Origin of the sequence: Streptodolium elevatio (assembly GCF_040649515.1) — a bacterium.
Lineage (GTDB): Bacteria > Actinomycetota > Actinomycetes > Streptomycetales > Streptomycetaceae > Yinghuangia > Yinghuangia elevatio.
In genome coordinates this window covers 32,725-47,448 of the sequence record NZ_JBEZFP010000065.1, presented here as the reverse complement: position 1 = coordinate 47,448, position 14,724 = coordinate 32,725, and the positions used below count along the sequence as shown (strand labels likewise).

At 67.7% G+C, this 14,724-nt stretch carries 14 protein-coding genes and 2 pseudogenes; 9 read left to right on the top strand and 7 right to left on the bottom strand.

Annotation, left to right across the window (positions count from 1 at the left end; genetic code table 11):
* The 3 genes and pseudogenes from AB0C36_RS23910 to AB0C36_RS23900 all read right to left on the bottom strand — a co-directional run.
* Nucleotides 1-340 (bottom strand): hypothetical protein (locus tag AB0C36_RS23910; protein ID WP_358357152.1); only part of this gene is annotated, 340 nt, incomplete at its 3' end.
* A 52-nt stretch (nucleotides 341-392) separates the two neighbouring features.
* Nucleotides 393-1,289 (bottom strand): telomere-protecting terminal protein Tpg, encoded by an 897-nt coding sequence (tpg, locus tag AB0C36_RS23905; protein ID WP_358357149.1) that lies wholly within the window; start codon nucleotides 1,287-1,289, stop codon nucleotides 393-395.
* 4 nt (nucleotides 1,290-1,293) lie between these two features.
* Nucleotides 1,294-1,598 (bottom strand): annotated as a pseudogene (locus AB0C36_RS23900) (telomere-associated protein Tap); the annotation flags it as partial.
* Between the two features lie 63 nt (nucleotides 1,599-1,661).
* On the opposite strand from AB0C36_RS23900, the gene AB0C36_RS23895 reads away from it, so the two are divergent.
* The 7 genes and pseudogenes from AB0C36_RS23895 to AB0C36_RS23865 all read left to right on the top strand — a co-directional run bounded on the left by AB0C36_RS23895 (nucleotide 1,662) and on the right by AB0C36_RS23865 (nucleotide 6,286).
* Nucleotides 1,662-2,027: a PadR family transcriptional regulator gene (locus AB0C36_RS23895; protein ID WP_358357147.1), complete on the top strand. Its 366-nt coding sequence runs from the start codon at nucleotides 1,662-1,664 to the stop codon at nucleotides 2,025-2,027.
* Entirely contained in the window at nucleotides 2,027-3,229 is a 1,203-nt protein-coding gene (locus AB0C36_RS23890; RefSeq protein ID WP_358357145.1) for a hypothetical protein, read from the top strand. Before AB0C36_RS23895 ends, AB0C36_RS23890 begins: the two co-directional genes overlap by 1 nt.
* A 3-nt stretch (nucleotides 3,230-3,232) precedes the next feature.
* Complete coding sequence (locus AB0C36_RS23885) at nucleotides 3,233-3,454, top strand: hypothetical protein (RefSeq protein WP_358357144.1); 222 nt, start codon at nucleotides 3,233-3,235, stop codon at nucleotides 3,452-3,454.
* A 181-nt stretch (nucleotides 3,455-3,635) separates the two neighbouring features.
* A pseudogene (locus AB0C36_RS23880) lies at nucleotides 3,636-3,782 on the top strand (STAS domain-containing protein); the annotation flags it as partial.
* 430 nt (nucleotides 3,783-4,212) lie between these two features.
* Nucleotides 4,213-4,698: a helix-turn-helix domain-containing protein gene (locus AB0C36_RS23875; protein ID WP_358357141.1), complete on the top strand. Its 486-nt coding sequence runs from the start codon at nucleotides 4,213-4,215 to the stop codon at nucleotides 4,696-4,698.
* Nucleotides 4,699-4,733: 35 nt separating this feature from the next.
* On the top strand, nucleotides 4,734-5,123 hold the full coding sequence (locus tag AB0C36_RS23870; protein ID WP_358357139.1) for a hypothetical protein: 390 nt from the start codon (nucleotides 4,734-4,736) through the stop codon (nucleotides 5,121-5,123).
* A 443-nt stretch (nucleotides 5,124-5,566) separates the two neighbouring features.
* Nucleotides 5,567-6,286, top strand: coding sequence for a GNAT family N-acetyltransferase (locus AB0C36_RS23865; RefSeq protein ID WP_358357137.1), 720 nt, complete (start codon nucleotides 5,567-5,569; stop codon nucleotides 6,284-6,286).
* 116 nt (nucleotides 6,287-6,402) lie between these two features.
* On the opposite strand, the gene AB0C36_RS23860 is transcribed toward AB0C36_RS23865, so the two are convergent.
* From AB0C36_RS23860 to AB0C36_RS23850, 3 genes are all read right to left on the bottom strand, one after another.
* Nucleotides 6,403-6,579 carry a hypothetical protein gene (locus AB0C36_RS23860; protein ID WP_358357135.1) on the bottom strand — a complete coding sequence of 59 codons (177 nt, stop codon included), beginning with the start codon at nucleotides 6,577-6,579 and terminating at the stop codon, nucleotides 6,403-6,405.
* 439 nt (nucleotides 6,580-7,018) lie between these two features.
* Nucleotides 7,019-7,861, bottom strand: coding sequence for a DciA family protein (locus AB0C36_RS23855; RefSeq protein WP_358357132.1), 843 nt, complete (start codon nucleotides 7,859-7,861; stop codon nucleotides 7,019-7,021).
* Nucleotides 7,855-8,961, bottom strand: a complete 1,107-nt coding sequence (locus tag AB0C36_RS23850; protein WP_358357130.1) for a transcriptional regulator — start codon at nucleotides 8,959-8,961, stop codon at nucleotides 7,855-7,857. Before AB0C36_RS23850 ends, AB0C36_RS23855 begins: the two co-directional genes overlap by 7 nt.
* Nucleotides 8,962-9,012: 51 nt before the next feature.
* Between AB0C36_RS23850 and AB0C36_RS23845 the strand changes: the two genes are divergently transcribed.
* Entirely contained in the window at nucleotides 9,013-9,825 is an 813-nt protein-coding gene (locus AB0C36_RS23845) for a hypothetical protein (RefSeq protein ID WP_358357128.1), read from the top strand.
* A gap of 526 nt (nucleotides 9,826-10,351) precedes the next feature.
* Here AB0C36_RS23845 and AB0C36_RS23840 read toward each other — a convergent pair.
* Nucleotides 10,352-10,882 (bottom strand): hypothetical protein, encoded by a 531-nt coding sequence (locus AB0C36_RS23840; RefSeq protein WP_358357125.1) that lies wholly within the window; start codon nucleotides 10,880-10,882, stop codon nucleotides 10,352-10,354.
* 512 nt (nucleotides 10,883-11,394) lie between these two features.
* On the opposite strand from AB0C36_RS23840, the gene AB0C36_RS23835 reads away from it, so the two are divergent.
* Nucleotides 11,395-14,670 (top strand): NucA/NucB deoxyribonuclease domain-containing protein, encoded by a 3,276-nt coding sequence (locus AB0C36_RS23835; protein ID WP_358357123.1) that lies wholly within the window; start codon nucleotides 11,395-11,397, stop codon nucleotides 14,668-14,670.
* Nucleotides 14,671-14,724: the final 54 nt, after the last annotated feature.

Below are 14,724 nucleotides of genomic sequence, written 5' to 3'. Positions count from 1 at the left end.
TGTTCGTGGCGTTGCAGTCCGACAGTGGGCCGAGATCCTGCAGGAGGTTCCTTTGCACGTCCAGCACCAGGAGGTTGGGGAACCGGTCGATGCCGTCGAGGTCCCGGAGGCCGCTGTCCTGCACGGTCAGCGATATGAGCTGGTCCATGCGAGGGAGGGCTGCGAGCGACACCGGGTCGCAGCCGGTGAGGATCAGGACCTCGAGCGACGGAAAATTGTGCAGACCGTTCAGTGAAGTGGCTTGGCGGACGTGCAGTTCGGTGATCGTCGTTGTGTCGACGCCCCTCATCCGCTGGTGAAGCCGTGCAAGCTCCAGACCCTTACGGACCTGCGGCTCCATCGGGCGTGTGAAGTGCTCGATGACGCGTCCCTCCTCGTCGCGGCACAGCAACTCACGTACCGGCGGCCTGATGAGCCCGGACGCAGCGTGCTGCCCAACCTGAATCGCCTTGATTCTCTCCGCCTGCAGGCCGTGCGGACAGCCCGCGGCCGGTCGTCAGCGCAAATGGGACTCCTCTGTGCGCTCGGCAGCCGCCACAGCTCAACGACGGCAGTCGAGACTGGGGATGGTTGACCCTTGCCTGGGCGTTGAGGTCGTCTTGCCTGCACACCACCCCGTACCCACCTCTGCACTCCACCCTGTACGCGGACACCTGGGGCGGGAGCCCGGCGAGGACCTTAGCGGCGTGCTGGGAGAGGAAGGTCGGCCACGCCTGGTCGGTCACGTTCGGGCGCGGATGACCGATTCGAGGGTGACAGCGTCGGCGTCGTCTAGGCCGTGGTCGAGGAACGCGTCGGCGGCGGGCGGCGCGGACCTCTTGAAGTCCCTCCGCGACGATTCCACGTAGTTCGCGGTCGCTGGCGCCCGCGTCCTGTGCTTCGAGGAGTCGCGCGGCGTAGTCGGGTGGCAGGTGCTGGGTAAGTCGGCGCATCCGGGGGTCGTCGGTGGATCCCGCGGCGGACGCGTAGCCGAAGCGGGCGCGCAGCTCGATCGTGACGCCTCCGGTGGCGGCGGCCTGGCGGCGGACGCGCTTGCGCACCCGCGGCTGCCAGGCCTTGCGCACCTCGCGTTCCAGGGCGTCCAGGAGCGGCTTGCGGGGGCTCTTGCGGGTTCCGGCGAGGTAGCGCTCCACGGTGCGCTGGGAGACGCCCAGGCGTGCCGCCACGGCCCGCGTGGAGCCGCGTTCGGCCTTCATGAGCAGCCGGAACCGGGCGGCCGGGGTCTTGGGCGGGTCCTTGGTGACCTGCTCATACCCCGCACGGTCCAGGGCGTCGTCGATCTCCCCCATCAGGCTACTCCCCGTCGTCCAGGACGGCGTCGCCGCCCTTGATGTGCCGGGCCGGGTTCAGGCCCTGCTCCATCTGGTCGATAACTGACAGCAGCTCCTGGACGCCCTCGACCTTGGCCAGGCCCGGTGTCGCACCCAGCCGGAAGCTGCCGGGCAGCACGTGGCCGGCGCCCAACTTGTGGTCCGGGCCGGTGAGTGGCAGGAACCCGAGCGGGTTGGGGTGGGGCTGGCGTAGACGACGCAGTCGGACAGCACCGCGAGCGGGTAACGGCCGGTCGCCTTGGCAGTGTTGGCCATCTTGCGGTGCATGACGAAACCCGATTTCCTATCTCTACCTGGTTGAGGACCAGTCCCTAGGGGTACGGACTGTGTGTGAGCAAACGACTGCGTAAGACCCAGACCATGCTGGCCGTGCTTCAGGCTTTGACCGTCCTGGGGGCGGAGAAGGCGCACGGCCACGCGATCATCAAGTGGACCGGTCTGCAGAGCGGGACGGTGTACCCGCTGCTGGCCAGGCTGGAGAAGGCGGGGATGGCCGACAGCGCGTGGGACGGGGACCCGAGCGAACGCGGGATCCGGCGGCGCTTGTACTGGCTGACCGGCGACGGACGCGAGTTCGCCCGTGCCGCTCTGGAAGGCGTGCCGAGCCTGTACCGCGGCGTCGGAGCCACCCCGGCGCCCGCGCCCGCGCCGCGGCCGGCGGTGCCTCCCTCCGGGCCCCTCCCCCAGGAGTCGTGATGGACCGCTCGGGGGAGTTCAAGACAGAACTGTCAAAACTGGAACGGGCCCTGCTGAACGGGGCCGTCGAGCTCCTGCCTGCCGAGGACCGCGACCGCTACCGCGAGGAGTGGGAGCTGGACCTGATGCTGGAGACCGGTCAGGCCGCGCGCCTGCGTGCGGCGCGCAGCAACTACACCGCGGCGGTACGCATGACCGCCTCGGCCATGACGCCGCGACGAATCGCCAAGAACGTGGGTTCGTTGCTCCTCACTGGCCTCACAGTCTTAGGTGTCTGGCTGGTCGTCGGCCTCTTTCTCACCGTGACGTACTGGCTGGGAATGCTGATGACCGCGCCGGCGCCGGGCAGCGGTGCGGTGCCCGGTCTGGCCTTTATCCTCGCGTTCGGACTGCCCGTCGCAGTCGCGCTGCTCGCGGTCGCGGCGAATGTGCTGCACGCGGAGTTCGTGCGTCCGGAACGCCAGCTCCGCGAGGCGGCCGACGCCCTCATGTCCGGTGCGCGGCCCGCTTCTCCGCCGCCGCCTCCCGACGGCTGGTGGCCCTGGTACACACAGCAGCGCCCGGCCCGGTTCCGTGGCCGCACCGCGCCCGAAGACGAGCAGGACCCCTGGAAGCCGGACACCTTGGGCGAGTGGTCGGCGTTCATCGCGTTCCTCATCGGGGGCCTCGCCGTCGTCCTGGCCTACGCCGGCCTGCTCCTGGTCTACGCCGACCAGCTGTTCATGCTCTGGATCAGCGACGGTCGGCCTTTTGTCGTCGTCCAATTGGACCAGTCCTACGTGGCCGGTGCCGTGATGTCGATGTGCGCCCTCGCACTCGCCGTTGCGTTGGGCGGGCTCGTGTGCTCGGAGGCAGCCGCGATGGTGTTCACCGCTCTCGGCTACGCCCTCGGACAGGCCTTCGCTCTGCTCCTCCTGCTCTCCAGGTACGCGGCACGTGCGTGCGCGCCGCTTCACCGCAAGGCGGTCGTGCCCGCGAGGTTATGGATCGACCACGCGTGGCGTTGGGAACCGTGGCGCGCTGCCTACGCCACCGAGCAGGCGTTCCGCCAGGCCCGTCGTGCGTCGTGGCGTGCATCGCGCGCCTCGATGCTCGCCGAGTTCGACGCTCACACCCTGCGCCGCTCCTACGCCCGGCAGGCCGCCACCGACATCCTTACCGCCACCCGAGCACAAACTGGGACGACCCGAGGGGACGGCTGACGCATGACCTCACCTACGCCCCCCGGGCAGAGCGACCGGGAGCGCCCGCCCCACGATCCTGTCGACGTCCGCACCCTCGCCCTGCTGTTCGCGATCGCCGTGGCCGGCGCGGTCGTCGTCGTGGCGTACAAGGACCCCGACCTCGGCGGCGCAATCGCCATCGGAATCACCGTGCTGGTCGCCGTACTCGCGGTGCTCCGCTGGAGCGGGGGCGGTGGTTCGTAGGAACCCACGTCGTACTGCGGGCCGCAGCGTCTCACGACGCCGCGGCCCGCTGTCGTGCGGCCTTGGCGGACGTGCAGTTCGGTGATCGTCGTCGTTGTGTCGACGCCCCTCATCCGCTGGTGAAGCCGTGCAAGCTCCAGACCCTTACGGACCTGCGGCTCCATCGGGCGTGTGAAGTGCTCGAGTCCGCGCCCGCAACGGGGCGGTGGCGTTGGTCTGCACCCAGGAACGCATCCTGAAGATCTTCAGGATCACCGGGCTGACACGCGTTTTTCCCATCTACTTCGAAGTCCGAGAGGCCCTTGCGGACGTCGCCGAGGCTGATTGAGCACCAAACCCGGCCAAACCGCTCTGGGAGCGTTAATCACGCAGACGTGGAGTCGCGCTGCGCTCGTGCGAACGGGCGGCGCGCGCCCCCGCCCGTGAAGCAGACAGGCCTAGGTTGCCGTGCCAGTCGATCGGGCGGAAGGTGAAGCCGCCGACATCGTCGGCGATGCCGGCTGCGTCACGCCAGGCAGGCCAGGGAGGGTTCCGAGCGGGGCTCGGGCTGCGTGCGGCGGGGCGACCCCCGCGCAGGTCTGTCCAGGGGACCGAGCTGCAGCACCGCGTCAGGATGCGATGCCGGATGCGAAGGACGTTGGGATCCGTGCCGCGCTCGGGTCGCGTCCTTACGGCTCCGGGGACGGCAATCGCCTGTGTCAGCCGAGGCAAGCAGGCAGACTTGGGCTCCGGGAACCAAGCTTGGAAATGCGGGGGCTATGGATCCAAGTAACGGAGAGCCGCCATCAGCAATGCGAGACCTTGCCATTGAGGCATTCCGCGCTGACCTCACACGCGTTGCCCGGGGTAAGACCAGGAGAGGCCTGGCGCGCAAGATGGGCTACTCGCACGCAAGGCTGTCGGACATGCTGTCACCACGGTGGCGGGGCTTGCCTCCGTGGGACGCAGTGGAGACGTACCTGCGAGCCTGCGGCGTGTCAGCGGAGGACATCGCGCGGGACTGGCGGCCGCGATGGTACAAACTCCATGCCCTGGAGCCTCGCTACACGTTCCACGCCCCGGTACGGGCAGCCAGCTTCGTCCTCGACGAACGCCGAGTACAGACCGTCCAGGAATTCGGGCGGCATCTGAGTCGCGATGCAGCGCTTGTAGAAGCTGGCGAGAACTTGCTTGAGGCCGTGTTGGTGGTGCTTCGGCACGCTGCTCAGGCATCCACCGACGACGGTCAAGGGGGGCCAAGATGACTACGTCGTCAGACGCTTGGGAGATTTTGGCCCTCATGTATCAGGAGTTCGGGGACGACTTCGAGCCTGTACTCAAAGCCGCGGAGCCCGAGCTTCAGCGGGTCCACGAACGTCGCGAAGCCGAGGCCAAGCGGGCCCACGCCCGCGAAATTGCATCGATCAAAGCCGCAGATGCGGCAGCGGAACGCGCACACGACCTCTACGCCAAGGGACTCTGGCTAGGCTTCGCATTGGCGGTTCTCATGCTGACCAGTTCAGTCCTTGTCGGCATCTTCGGGCCCTGGTGGCTCTCGTTGCTTCTGGCCGGCCCTAGCTTGGGGTCCCTCGTCACCGTCTTCGTGCTGCGGAAGAACAGCGATGAAGCAACACGGCTAGCAGCTCGGACACATGGCGCGCTGTCCGCCGCTGCCGCTCCGCCTCCGTAGGCTCGGCCGCCACGAGAGTGGACACCGCGACGGCCGGACCGGTGCATGGGGGCGCGAACGCGGGGTCGTCGTTGAGCATGTACTAGGGCCCGGTGCCATCACCAGACTGGATGCCGAGCTGAAGGGGCGGTTGGGCCTCCTGGCCCTGCCCGAGCTCCAGGTTGACGCGTTCCATCTGCATGACGCGCGGAATGACGTGCCGACTGCCAGGCGGGCTGCGGCGGTCACACCAAGGGGGCCAGGCCTGCCTCCCGCACCTTCAGACGGCGCCAGATCACGCCCCAGGTCATCGCGTCGGTCACCCCGAGCACGCTGACGTATGCGCTCATCAGCTTGCCTGGGCACCGGACTTCGGCCGCGCCCTCGAAGACGGGGCGGGGTGTCCGCCAACCCCGTCGCGGGCACGCTCCAGGACGTCGGCTGCGGACATCGGGGGACAGGGCATGACGAAGAAGCAGAACCGGCGGCGCACCCGCCCGAGGGCGATTCCCAAACAGCGCACCGCGCGCGTGGCGCTGGGCCCGTGGCCCGGTCCCGCGGAAACGCGGATCCGCGCCGCCGCACCGGGCGAGGTCCCCGCAATCGACGCCCTGCTCCACGCCGCAGGAACCCACCTGGAGGCCCACGACGCCCTGGACGCCGGGCAGTTCGGCGCCCTCGTGCGCACCGGGCTTCTCGACGGCACGGACGCCATGTTCGCCGAGGTCGAGGCGGCGGTGCGGGCGTGGGACCTGGACCGGCTGATCCACGGCATGACCACGGTTCTGGTCGCCGAGGACGAAGCCGGCGACGTGGTCGGCGCGGTGGTGATGCTCCCGCCCGGGCAGGTGTGTGGGCCGCTCGCGGAACGCGGGGTGTGGGGCCAGGTGCTGCGCTTGATCCTCACGACGACGAAGCTGCGCGGCATCGCGGTCGCCGAGGCCGCCCGCGGCCGCGGTATCGGGACCGCGTTGCTCGACCAGGCGGTGAGCTTGCACCAACACCTCGGCGCGGCACTGGTCTACGGCCAGTTCACGGCGCAGGACGACCTTGAGGCGTACTACCGCACCCGAGGCTTCGACGTCCTCGCCCCCGGCGCCGGGTTCTCCCTGAATCCGCTCGGCGTCGGCGTCACCGTCAACGCCTATCCCCACGAACGGCTCATCACCCGCTGGATGCTCTGAGAGGGCCCTGACGAGCGGCGCGGCGGACTGGATGTCGGTTGATCGATGCCGATCACTTTTGATCGGGCGGGGTGTTTCGGGCCGCCGGCAAACGAGCCGGCGGCCCAGGACACCCGTCAGGCGCGGGGCCGGATCAGGTACGCGGCACCGACGGTCGCCGCTGCACCTGTCAACGGGGTGAACAGGCCCACCGCCACCTGTGGCGACAGTTGATCGAGCACGCCCAACAGCAACGGCGTGGCGCACACCACGACCGTGAAGGCGAGCACGAACCAGTTCCGCGGCGTCAACATGTGTATCGTCCTTAGATGTAGAGCAGGCGCCCGCGAGGGCGCCTGGATGGAGAGGTCGGACACGCGGGGAACTGTGGTAAGGGACCCGGGTGTTCGGCCTTCTTCGTTCAGAGGAAACGGTAGTAGTCGTACCGCCGATCGGCGTAACCGCTTCCGGGGAAGCGCGTGAGAAGCCCCCTTGACCCCACGGAAACAGTTACGCTCCGCAGTCGAGCGGTTTCCGATTGCTGAACATTTTGGGCCTCCGGAGTCCGATTTCGACCACACCCGCCCGCTTGGTAGCGCAGTGTATTGACGCCGTCGCCTTCGGTATTACCGGAGTGATCTGCCCGACACTCTGCCGCTCGAATCCGAAATTCCCGATACAGGCGATTCCTGTGGCTTCAACGCCTTGGCGGGTACCCGCCCATCACGCCGATGCGACCTCCGGCGCCAGGGCCTACGCGCTGTCGCGCAACGACTCCGCCGAAGAACTCGGCGTCGTTTTCGCGATGTTGGGAAGGCTACGCGCGGCACGGTCCCGCGCGGCCTGCTGCCGGGCTCGCCGGTAGGCGTCCGATCGGTGGCCGCGGTCGGCCTGCCGGACCTCCTGGTCCTGGTCGACCAAAACGGCGAGGAAGTCCGCCTCGGGTTCGCGGTGCCAGGCCAAAGCCTGATCCTGCCGCTCGATCGCGGCCCGGACGGCGGGTGCGAGCTGCTGCCCGGGGACGACGGCGCGGTGCGCGTCCACGGCCTGCCGGTAGCCGGGCGGCGGTTCCCGCCGGGCCGGGGTCGGCCCGGGCACGGTGTCCGGGTCGCCGGCGGCCGCGGGCGTCGCGGTGGTCCGGGCTGCCGGGGCCAGGACGCGGATGGTGCGCACCGTGGCGATGCCGGTGTGGTCGGCGATGCGGGCCAGGAGCGCGGGGGTCTGCAAGCGCAGATGGGTGGCCCACGACGCCGAGTCCGGGCGCAGGTCCAGGCGTCCGGTGGCCGGGTCGAACGCGGCGGCCTGGACGTGGCCGGCGAGCTTGGGGGCGATGCGCTCCCAGTCGGCCAGGATCGAGGCGCCGGCCGCCGGGGCCTGCCAGGCCCGGGCGGCGACCAGGCCCTCGAGGACGGCGGCGAGCCCGAGCGGTTCGCGGCCGTCCGCGCGCTGGGCCTGCCGGGCGCGCGGCGCCGGCGCGGGAGGGCCGGCGCTTCGGGCGGCCGCGGCGCGAGCGGCGCGCAGGACGACCCGGGCCAGGTCGATCCCCGACGCCCCGGGCGTCGTCCCGGCTCCCGCCGGGTGCGGGCCGGTCACCACGCCGCCGGGGTCGGTGCGGCGGTGCGCTGCCGGTGCAGCACCCAGTCGACCAGCCGGTGCGTGTAGAGCCGCCGCGCGAACGCCTCGCCCATCAGGTCGATGGTCGACAGCACCGCGTCAGGGTCCTGCTCCCCCAGGCGCCGCAGCTCGACGACCTGGTCCCGGGTCAGGTCCTCCAGCACCGGGACCAGGTCGTCGACGTGGTGCACCGTCGCCCCGTCGGGGGCTTGGTCGATCGCGGCGAACGCGGATTCCACGTCGGCCGCCAGCTCCGGCGTGACCGGGAGCTGCCAAGGACCGGACCGGACGTGCTCGGCGTGCCGGGCCCGGGCGGAGTCGCGCCAGTGCTCCACCTGCCCGGCCCGCTCCGCCGCGGTGCGCCAGCCGCGCAGGCCGGTGACGCCGCGCAGCCGGGACGCCAGCAGCCCGGACGGGCGGCGGGCACCGTCGGCCGGGGCATCGACCGTGGCCAGCCACGCCGCGACCTCCTGGCAGGTCCATCCGGCGTCGGAGACCTCGCGGACCACCCACGCGACCCGGGGCACCGAGGCCCTGGCCAGCCACGAGACCTCGCGGACGAGCTCGGCGGCGAGCCGGAACCGGCGGCTGACCTTGTTGAGCGTTCGGCGGGCGGGCTTGGCCGGCGTGGTCGGTGCGGGGTCCTGGTGGGTGCTGGGGGCGTGGTCGTACGTCCCGCTGGCGAGCCCTGCCTCTAGGGGGACCCCAAGAGAAAGTTCCGGAGAAGACGCTGCGGTAAGAACCTCCATTGGGGTGCAACGGCCGGAGTTATCCACAGCCCCCTCGGAGCCGTCCTTCGCAGCCTCCGCCGCAGCGGTCTCCGGCCCGCTCACCTGCGGCTTCTCCACCCGTCCCGTACCGGATCCGGTGGCGGCCGTGCGCGGCGCCCGGACCTTCCGCGACGCCTTCCGGCCCAGCTTGGCGACCATGGCGCGGCCGGCCTCGGCGATCCCGGTCACCCGCCGCGAAGGCCCCTCACCGGTCGTGCGGATGCCGAGTGCGGCGTCGTACGCAGGCGGGATCACCAACGCGAACTCGCTCGCCTGCCCCCGCAGATCCCGGCGGCGGTAACCCTTCTCCACATAGGCCAGCAGCCCGGCCTCTCCAACCTCCTCCCGCCCGACCTGGAGGAGATGGCCGTCTACTACGAGGCCAAGGCCCTGCGGGACCTGGGCCGGTCCGCCGCATCTGCCCGCGGCATGCGCATCGTCGCCGCAGGCGGCGGCCGCCTCGCCCCCGCCGCACGCCGAGGCCTGGCCCACCTCGCCCGCCTCGCCGGAGACTTCCCCACCGCCCTCGATGTCGCCCGCACCCTCGGCTGGGAAGGCCGCCACCACCGTGTCGAAGGCGACGTCCTGTGGCTCCAAGGCGACATCGACGCCGCGGCCGCGGCGTACGGCGCCGCCCGCGACGAAGCCGAACAGCACGGCATCGCCGGCGAACGCGCCACCTCGCAAACGCACCGCGCCTTCGTCCTCGCGTTCACCGACCCCGGCCTGGCCGACGACGAAATCGACCTCGCCCACCAGCTGCTGACCGGGCTGGACCTACGCGCGACCGGATTCACGCTGGAACTCGCCGAACTCACCCGCGACGCCGGACACATCCCCGTGGCCGACTTCGGCGCCCGGGTCGAAGTGCTGCGTACGCGGATGCGCGTTGCCGGGCTCGCCGCCACCCAGGAACCCACCCTCGACCTGGTGGTGACCTTCCAGCAGGCGGTGGCGGGGGCGTACCGCGACGCTGCCGGCACCATCAACCGGCTCGGAGCGCTGACCAGCGGCGGCGACTACGCCTACTACACCGACATCGCGTACTTCATGATCGACCGCGCACTCGACCACCGCACTCGTACCCGGTGGATCGACGGCGAGCCCGCCACCCGGCAGCGCTGGCACGACCTCGTCACGAGTCGGCGCGCCCGGCGCAGCGGCCAACCTGTGTGAAGTGCGCGCAGTTCACGCTCTCCGGCGGCTTGTTCCACCAGGAGTGCGCGCAGTCCCCCGGCGTACTTCGCGGCGTCGGCCAGGAGGCGGGCGGACGTCGCTATCCGTGTTGGCGATCTGCGCGAGGAGCCCCTGGGCGTCCCAGATCAGCCGGTGGGGCAGTTCCACGTATTCGCCGAGGTGCGCCGGGGAGATTTGCTACCCGCCAGTTGAGCACGAGGTGATCGTCCTGGGCGCGGTGACCTCCTCGATGACGGTGTCCGCGGCCGCGCCGCCCCTACGACGGGAACCTGTTGGTGGAGGAAGACTTCACCGGACGCCTGCCGCAGCGCGTGCTTTGACAAGAGAAGCAATGACGCGGCGGAGGTTGAACGGCAAGCTAAGTCCGCGCTGCCTCGACGACTTGGACGAGTTTTACATCAGCGAAATTTGCACGAGTTTCGAGAAGGCCGTGACGGCGGTCTGCGGCAGCGAAGATGGCGGCGCCGTGCCACAAGGCGCCCCACCTTGCGAGCACCCAACAGCCTTAAAACTCAGTCAGGGATTCTGGCGAAAACTGAATCAGCCAGTGCTCCTGCGGATCGAGCGGCACGTGCTGCGGTATCTCCTCCCCATGGGGTGCCCGTTCGCGACCACGGCAGCATACGCGGACTGCATAGTTCCCGGGTGGAATAGCGAATCCCGGCTCCAGGTACTGCATTCCAACACTGTTTGCCAGGCGGATCTTGCCGTGCAAAAGAGTCAAATTGGTCGTTTCGACGGCATCCCACCGGCCGGGCGGGAGAACCGGCTGACCGTCCCATAGTTCCAGGCGCACAGCTGGATAGAAATCGTTTCCCGCCGAGAGCAAGGCAAGCGCAGAAGGCTTGACGGAAGCGACAGCCCCTATCAGGATCTCGTCTCCCTGAACCGGGTAATCCGCGTCGCGGTCGACCACGTAGACCCGCCCGTGGCTCACTAGCGGCCGATCGTCCACCGCCGAGACAAGCATGATTTTGTGCACTCCTGCCTTGTTGTCACCACCGGATCGACCAATGTACCCCAACGCACTCGACATGCCAATGGAAATCCCTACAAAATACGCGACTATAGGTTCTGGGTACTTTGCCCGCAGCAGGGATGAAAAGAAATCAATTACGCCTTTTCGTCAAATTTTTACCCCGTGGCCGCTTGTCGCACGCAGGCTCTATATTTCGCCCCGAAGCGCCAACCGACGCTTCGGTAGTTTTATAGAAGCGGAAACCGATGAGATATAGAGCCAAACAACCAACGCGGGGCTTCGTCGTGTTGTCAATGGTTGCCGCACTGTTCGCAGGCGGGGCCGTCCCGGCGGCCGCGGGCGAGGACAACCCTCCAGCAACCCCCACCGCCACCATGATTGGAGCACCAACTGCCACGGCCGCTCCATCTCCGGAAAGCCCCGCCACCGGGGGAACCCCGCCGTCGGTGCAGCCCTCGCCAACTGCCTCGGTAAGCCCCGATGAGGAGGCTCACAGCTCAGAACCTCCTCCCGATGCGAGACCCACCACCCCGTCGGGGACCATGCCGACGGCCCCATCACCATCCACGGTGACCACGACGCCGCCGACCACCACAGTGCCCGTTCCAGGTGAGATACCGGGATACGCCGGAACGCTCGAGGAGGTCGTAGACCCCAATGCCCCACCGCCGATCCCTGGCGTCGTTGACGCGGATTCGGCAGTACGTCTGGAAACGCCAGAGCAGATCCAGCGACGCGCAGAAAGTGCTCGACAGGTCGAGCACCTGACAGCGCCGGGCGGCATCACACCGCGCGCAGGGCCTACCCCGGACAACACCCTCTCTGATCTCACGTACGACCAGTGCAAGAGCAACCAGGACGCGGCCGACCCATGGGGCTTGGCGTACAGCCACCGCTACTACTGCAGCGTAAAAGAGTTCGTCCTCAAGAACTGGAGGTGTGCCGGCACATGCCCGCCGGTGTGTACCGGGGTCGGAGACAACTGCACGGAAATCGGCCGTGACGAATTCACGGTCGTGACGATCGGGCGCATCAGCTACAACTCGCAGCGCAAAATCCAGTTCAACATGAAGCTGGACGACTGGAAAACCATCGGCACCGTGGACGACAGCCGCATGATGAGGCTCGACTTGACCTGTTCCGGTAGCTGCAACCCGGACCCCAACAACGGCGCCTACCTTTCCCTGGCCAACTGGAAGAGCTCGGGTCTCACCTACGTCGAGTTCAACCCGGCCGTTTCGACCAGCGGTACAGGCGTCGACCAGGTGGCGTTCTACAACTTCAAGGGGGACATCGCAATCAACGGCGTCTCCGAGCTCGGCACGAGGTTTGCCGACAATCAATTCCGCTGCGACGAGGCGACGTACGTTGCGGTCAGCTCCGGCTGTGTCTTCAACAAGGCCACAGAGATCTTTTCGATCAACCGCGCTGATGTCACGGTCCAAGAAACCGCCGCACACATCTACGCCGCGCTTGATAACCCCACATCAACCATGCCCGCCGGGACATACAAAAAGATTCCCGGCGGCATCGGCTCGGGGCTACCGCTGACCCGACTTCACCCGACAACAGACAGGCAGCAGATCACTGACAACACCAGCACGGCAGTCTCCAGCTGTCGGCGCTACTGGAACACGCCCGGGCAGCGCTACACGCAAAACGCTCAAGGCGTCTACACGTACGACTGCGACGAGTACCCCTTCAAAACCACCGCAGAGGGCGCCAGGAACGCAGGGGTAAACTACTCGGTGCGCCCTGTAAAGAAGGAGGACAACCAGCGCGCCGGAAATGCCATGCTCAACGTCGCCTTCTACCAAGGCATGCGCGTCATCAGCGGGGACAAGTTCTACGTAACGACCTACAACCCCCCGGCTCAGCCGGTACCGTGGGTTCCCATCCCCAACGGGAAAGGCACGTGCAAGGTTTTCGGGAACTACCCGGTCTGCGGAGCCATCCTGAACAAATACGAAAGCCTCGGAGGCCCCGGAACACAGGGCAACCCGACTGGGGATTTCGACGTCACGCCCGACGACCAAGGCGAATTCCAGCACTTCGCGAACGCCAGCTCCATCTACTGGAGCCAACCCACCGGCGCCCACCAGATCGGCGGGAACATCCGCGCCAAATGGGGAGCACTGGGCGCACAGGCCGGCCCACTGGGCTACCCCACCACCGACGAAACCCCCACACCTGACAGCGTGGGTCGCTTCAACCACTTCCGCATGCCCGACGGAGCTGCCGCCTCCATCTACTGGAAGTCCGACCTCGGCGCCCACGACATCCGCGGCGCCATCCGCGCCAAATGGGCAGCGCAAGGCTGGGAGACCGGTGGCCTCGGCTACCCCACCACCGACGAGGTGGCAACCCCCGACGGCATCGGCCGGTTCAACCACTTCACCCGCTACAACGGCGGCGGCGCATCCATCTATTGGACCCCGCAGTTCGGGGCGTGGTCCGTCCAAGGACCCATCCGCGACAAGTGGGCTGCGCTCGGCTGGGAAACAGGCCTGGGCTACCCGACCACCGACGAGTTCTACGTCGACCAGGGGGCTGGCTACGCCAACCACTTCAAGAAGCCCAACGTCGACTTCTCCGACGCCTCGATTTACTGGACCCCGGAGACTGGGGCGTGGTCTGTGACCGGTGCCATCCGATTGGCCTGGGCGGCTGGCGGATGGGAGCAGTCCAACCTCGGGTACCCGGTCTCGGATGCGCGCTCCCGCGACGGCAGGGGAATGGTCCAAGAATTCAGCCACCCAGACATGGGGGAATACTTCGTCTATTTGACTCCGGCATCAGGCGTGCGAATCGTCTCGGAGGGGACAGGATTTTACCAAGATATCGGAGGAGAGGCCAGCTGGCTGGGCTACCCAACTCAGAACTCCTATAGTCGCTCGGCGCCCGAGCCGTTGACTCCCCTAGGGACGCAGTACTACTACACTAAGCTGATCACAGAAAATGGTTGCATCAGGTGGGAAGCCAACACCGACGTAGCGTACCCGACGTCGAGCGGTCGATGCAGCGCCGCATATCCAACCGACGAAATCAGAGAAAAACCGTGCCTTGCGCCCTGCACAGATGCTGACTACATTCTGGGCGGACTGATCGACTGGGATCGGGACGGCAAGAAGGACATCATCGCGAAGGACGGATCCAACGGTGACCTGTGGCTCTACCCTGGAGCAGGGACTCGAGGCCCCGCTGGAATCCCGCGGGTGCTCATAGGTACCGGCTGGCAGAACTTCAGCATTGCCGGCCTCGGCGACTGGGGACGCACCGGCGCACCAGGGATAGTCGCTCGCGATAATGCGAACGGTAATCTGTGGTTCTACCCAGGCGAAGGCAAGCGTGCACCCAGTTCCCGACCGCGAGTGCAGATAGGATCTGGCTGGAATGGCTTCCAGTTCGGGGACATTTCCGACTACAACCGCGACGGAAACGTCGACATCGTTGTAAACGACTCCGCAGGTATCCTCTGGCTCTATCCTGGTGAAGGAAAAATGGCGCCCAGCGGCAAGCCACGCATCCAGATAGGTTCCGGGTGGGGGCCCGTAACGGATTCGGGCGGCGGTTTCGTTGCCAGCATCGCAGACTGGAACAGTTCAGGCACCCCGGGAATAGTCGGCGTCAGGGGAGCTTTTGTAACCTACTACCCCCAAAACGGCGCACCTACCGAAGTGGGATCGCTAGATGATTGGCTCCTCATCAAGGAATCATCGTTCGTAGGTGCGACCGACTGGGACAACGACGGCGAGACAGACATCATCGCCCGCAGCGGCGAATATGACGAGCTCTGGCTCATGAGTCGCAACAAAAATCCTGTACGTATAGGAAGCGGTTGGTAGTCAGTCGAAGTGCCTAATGCTGGGGGGCTTCCCGCCGCAGGGGAAGCCCCCCAG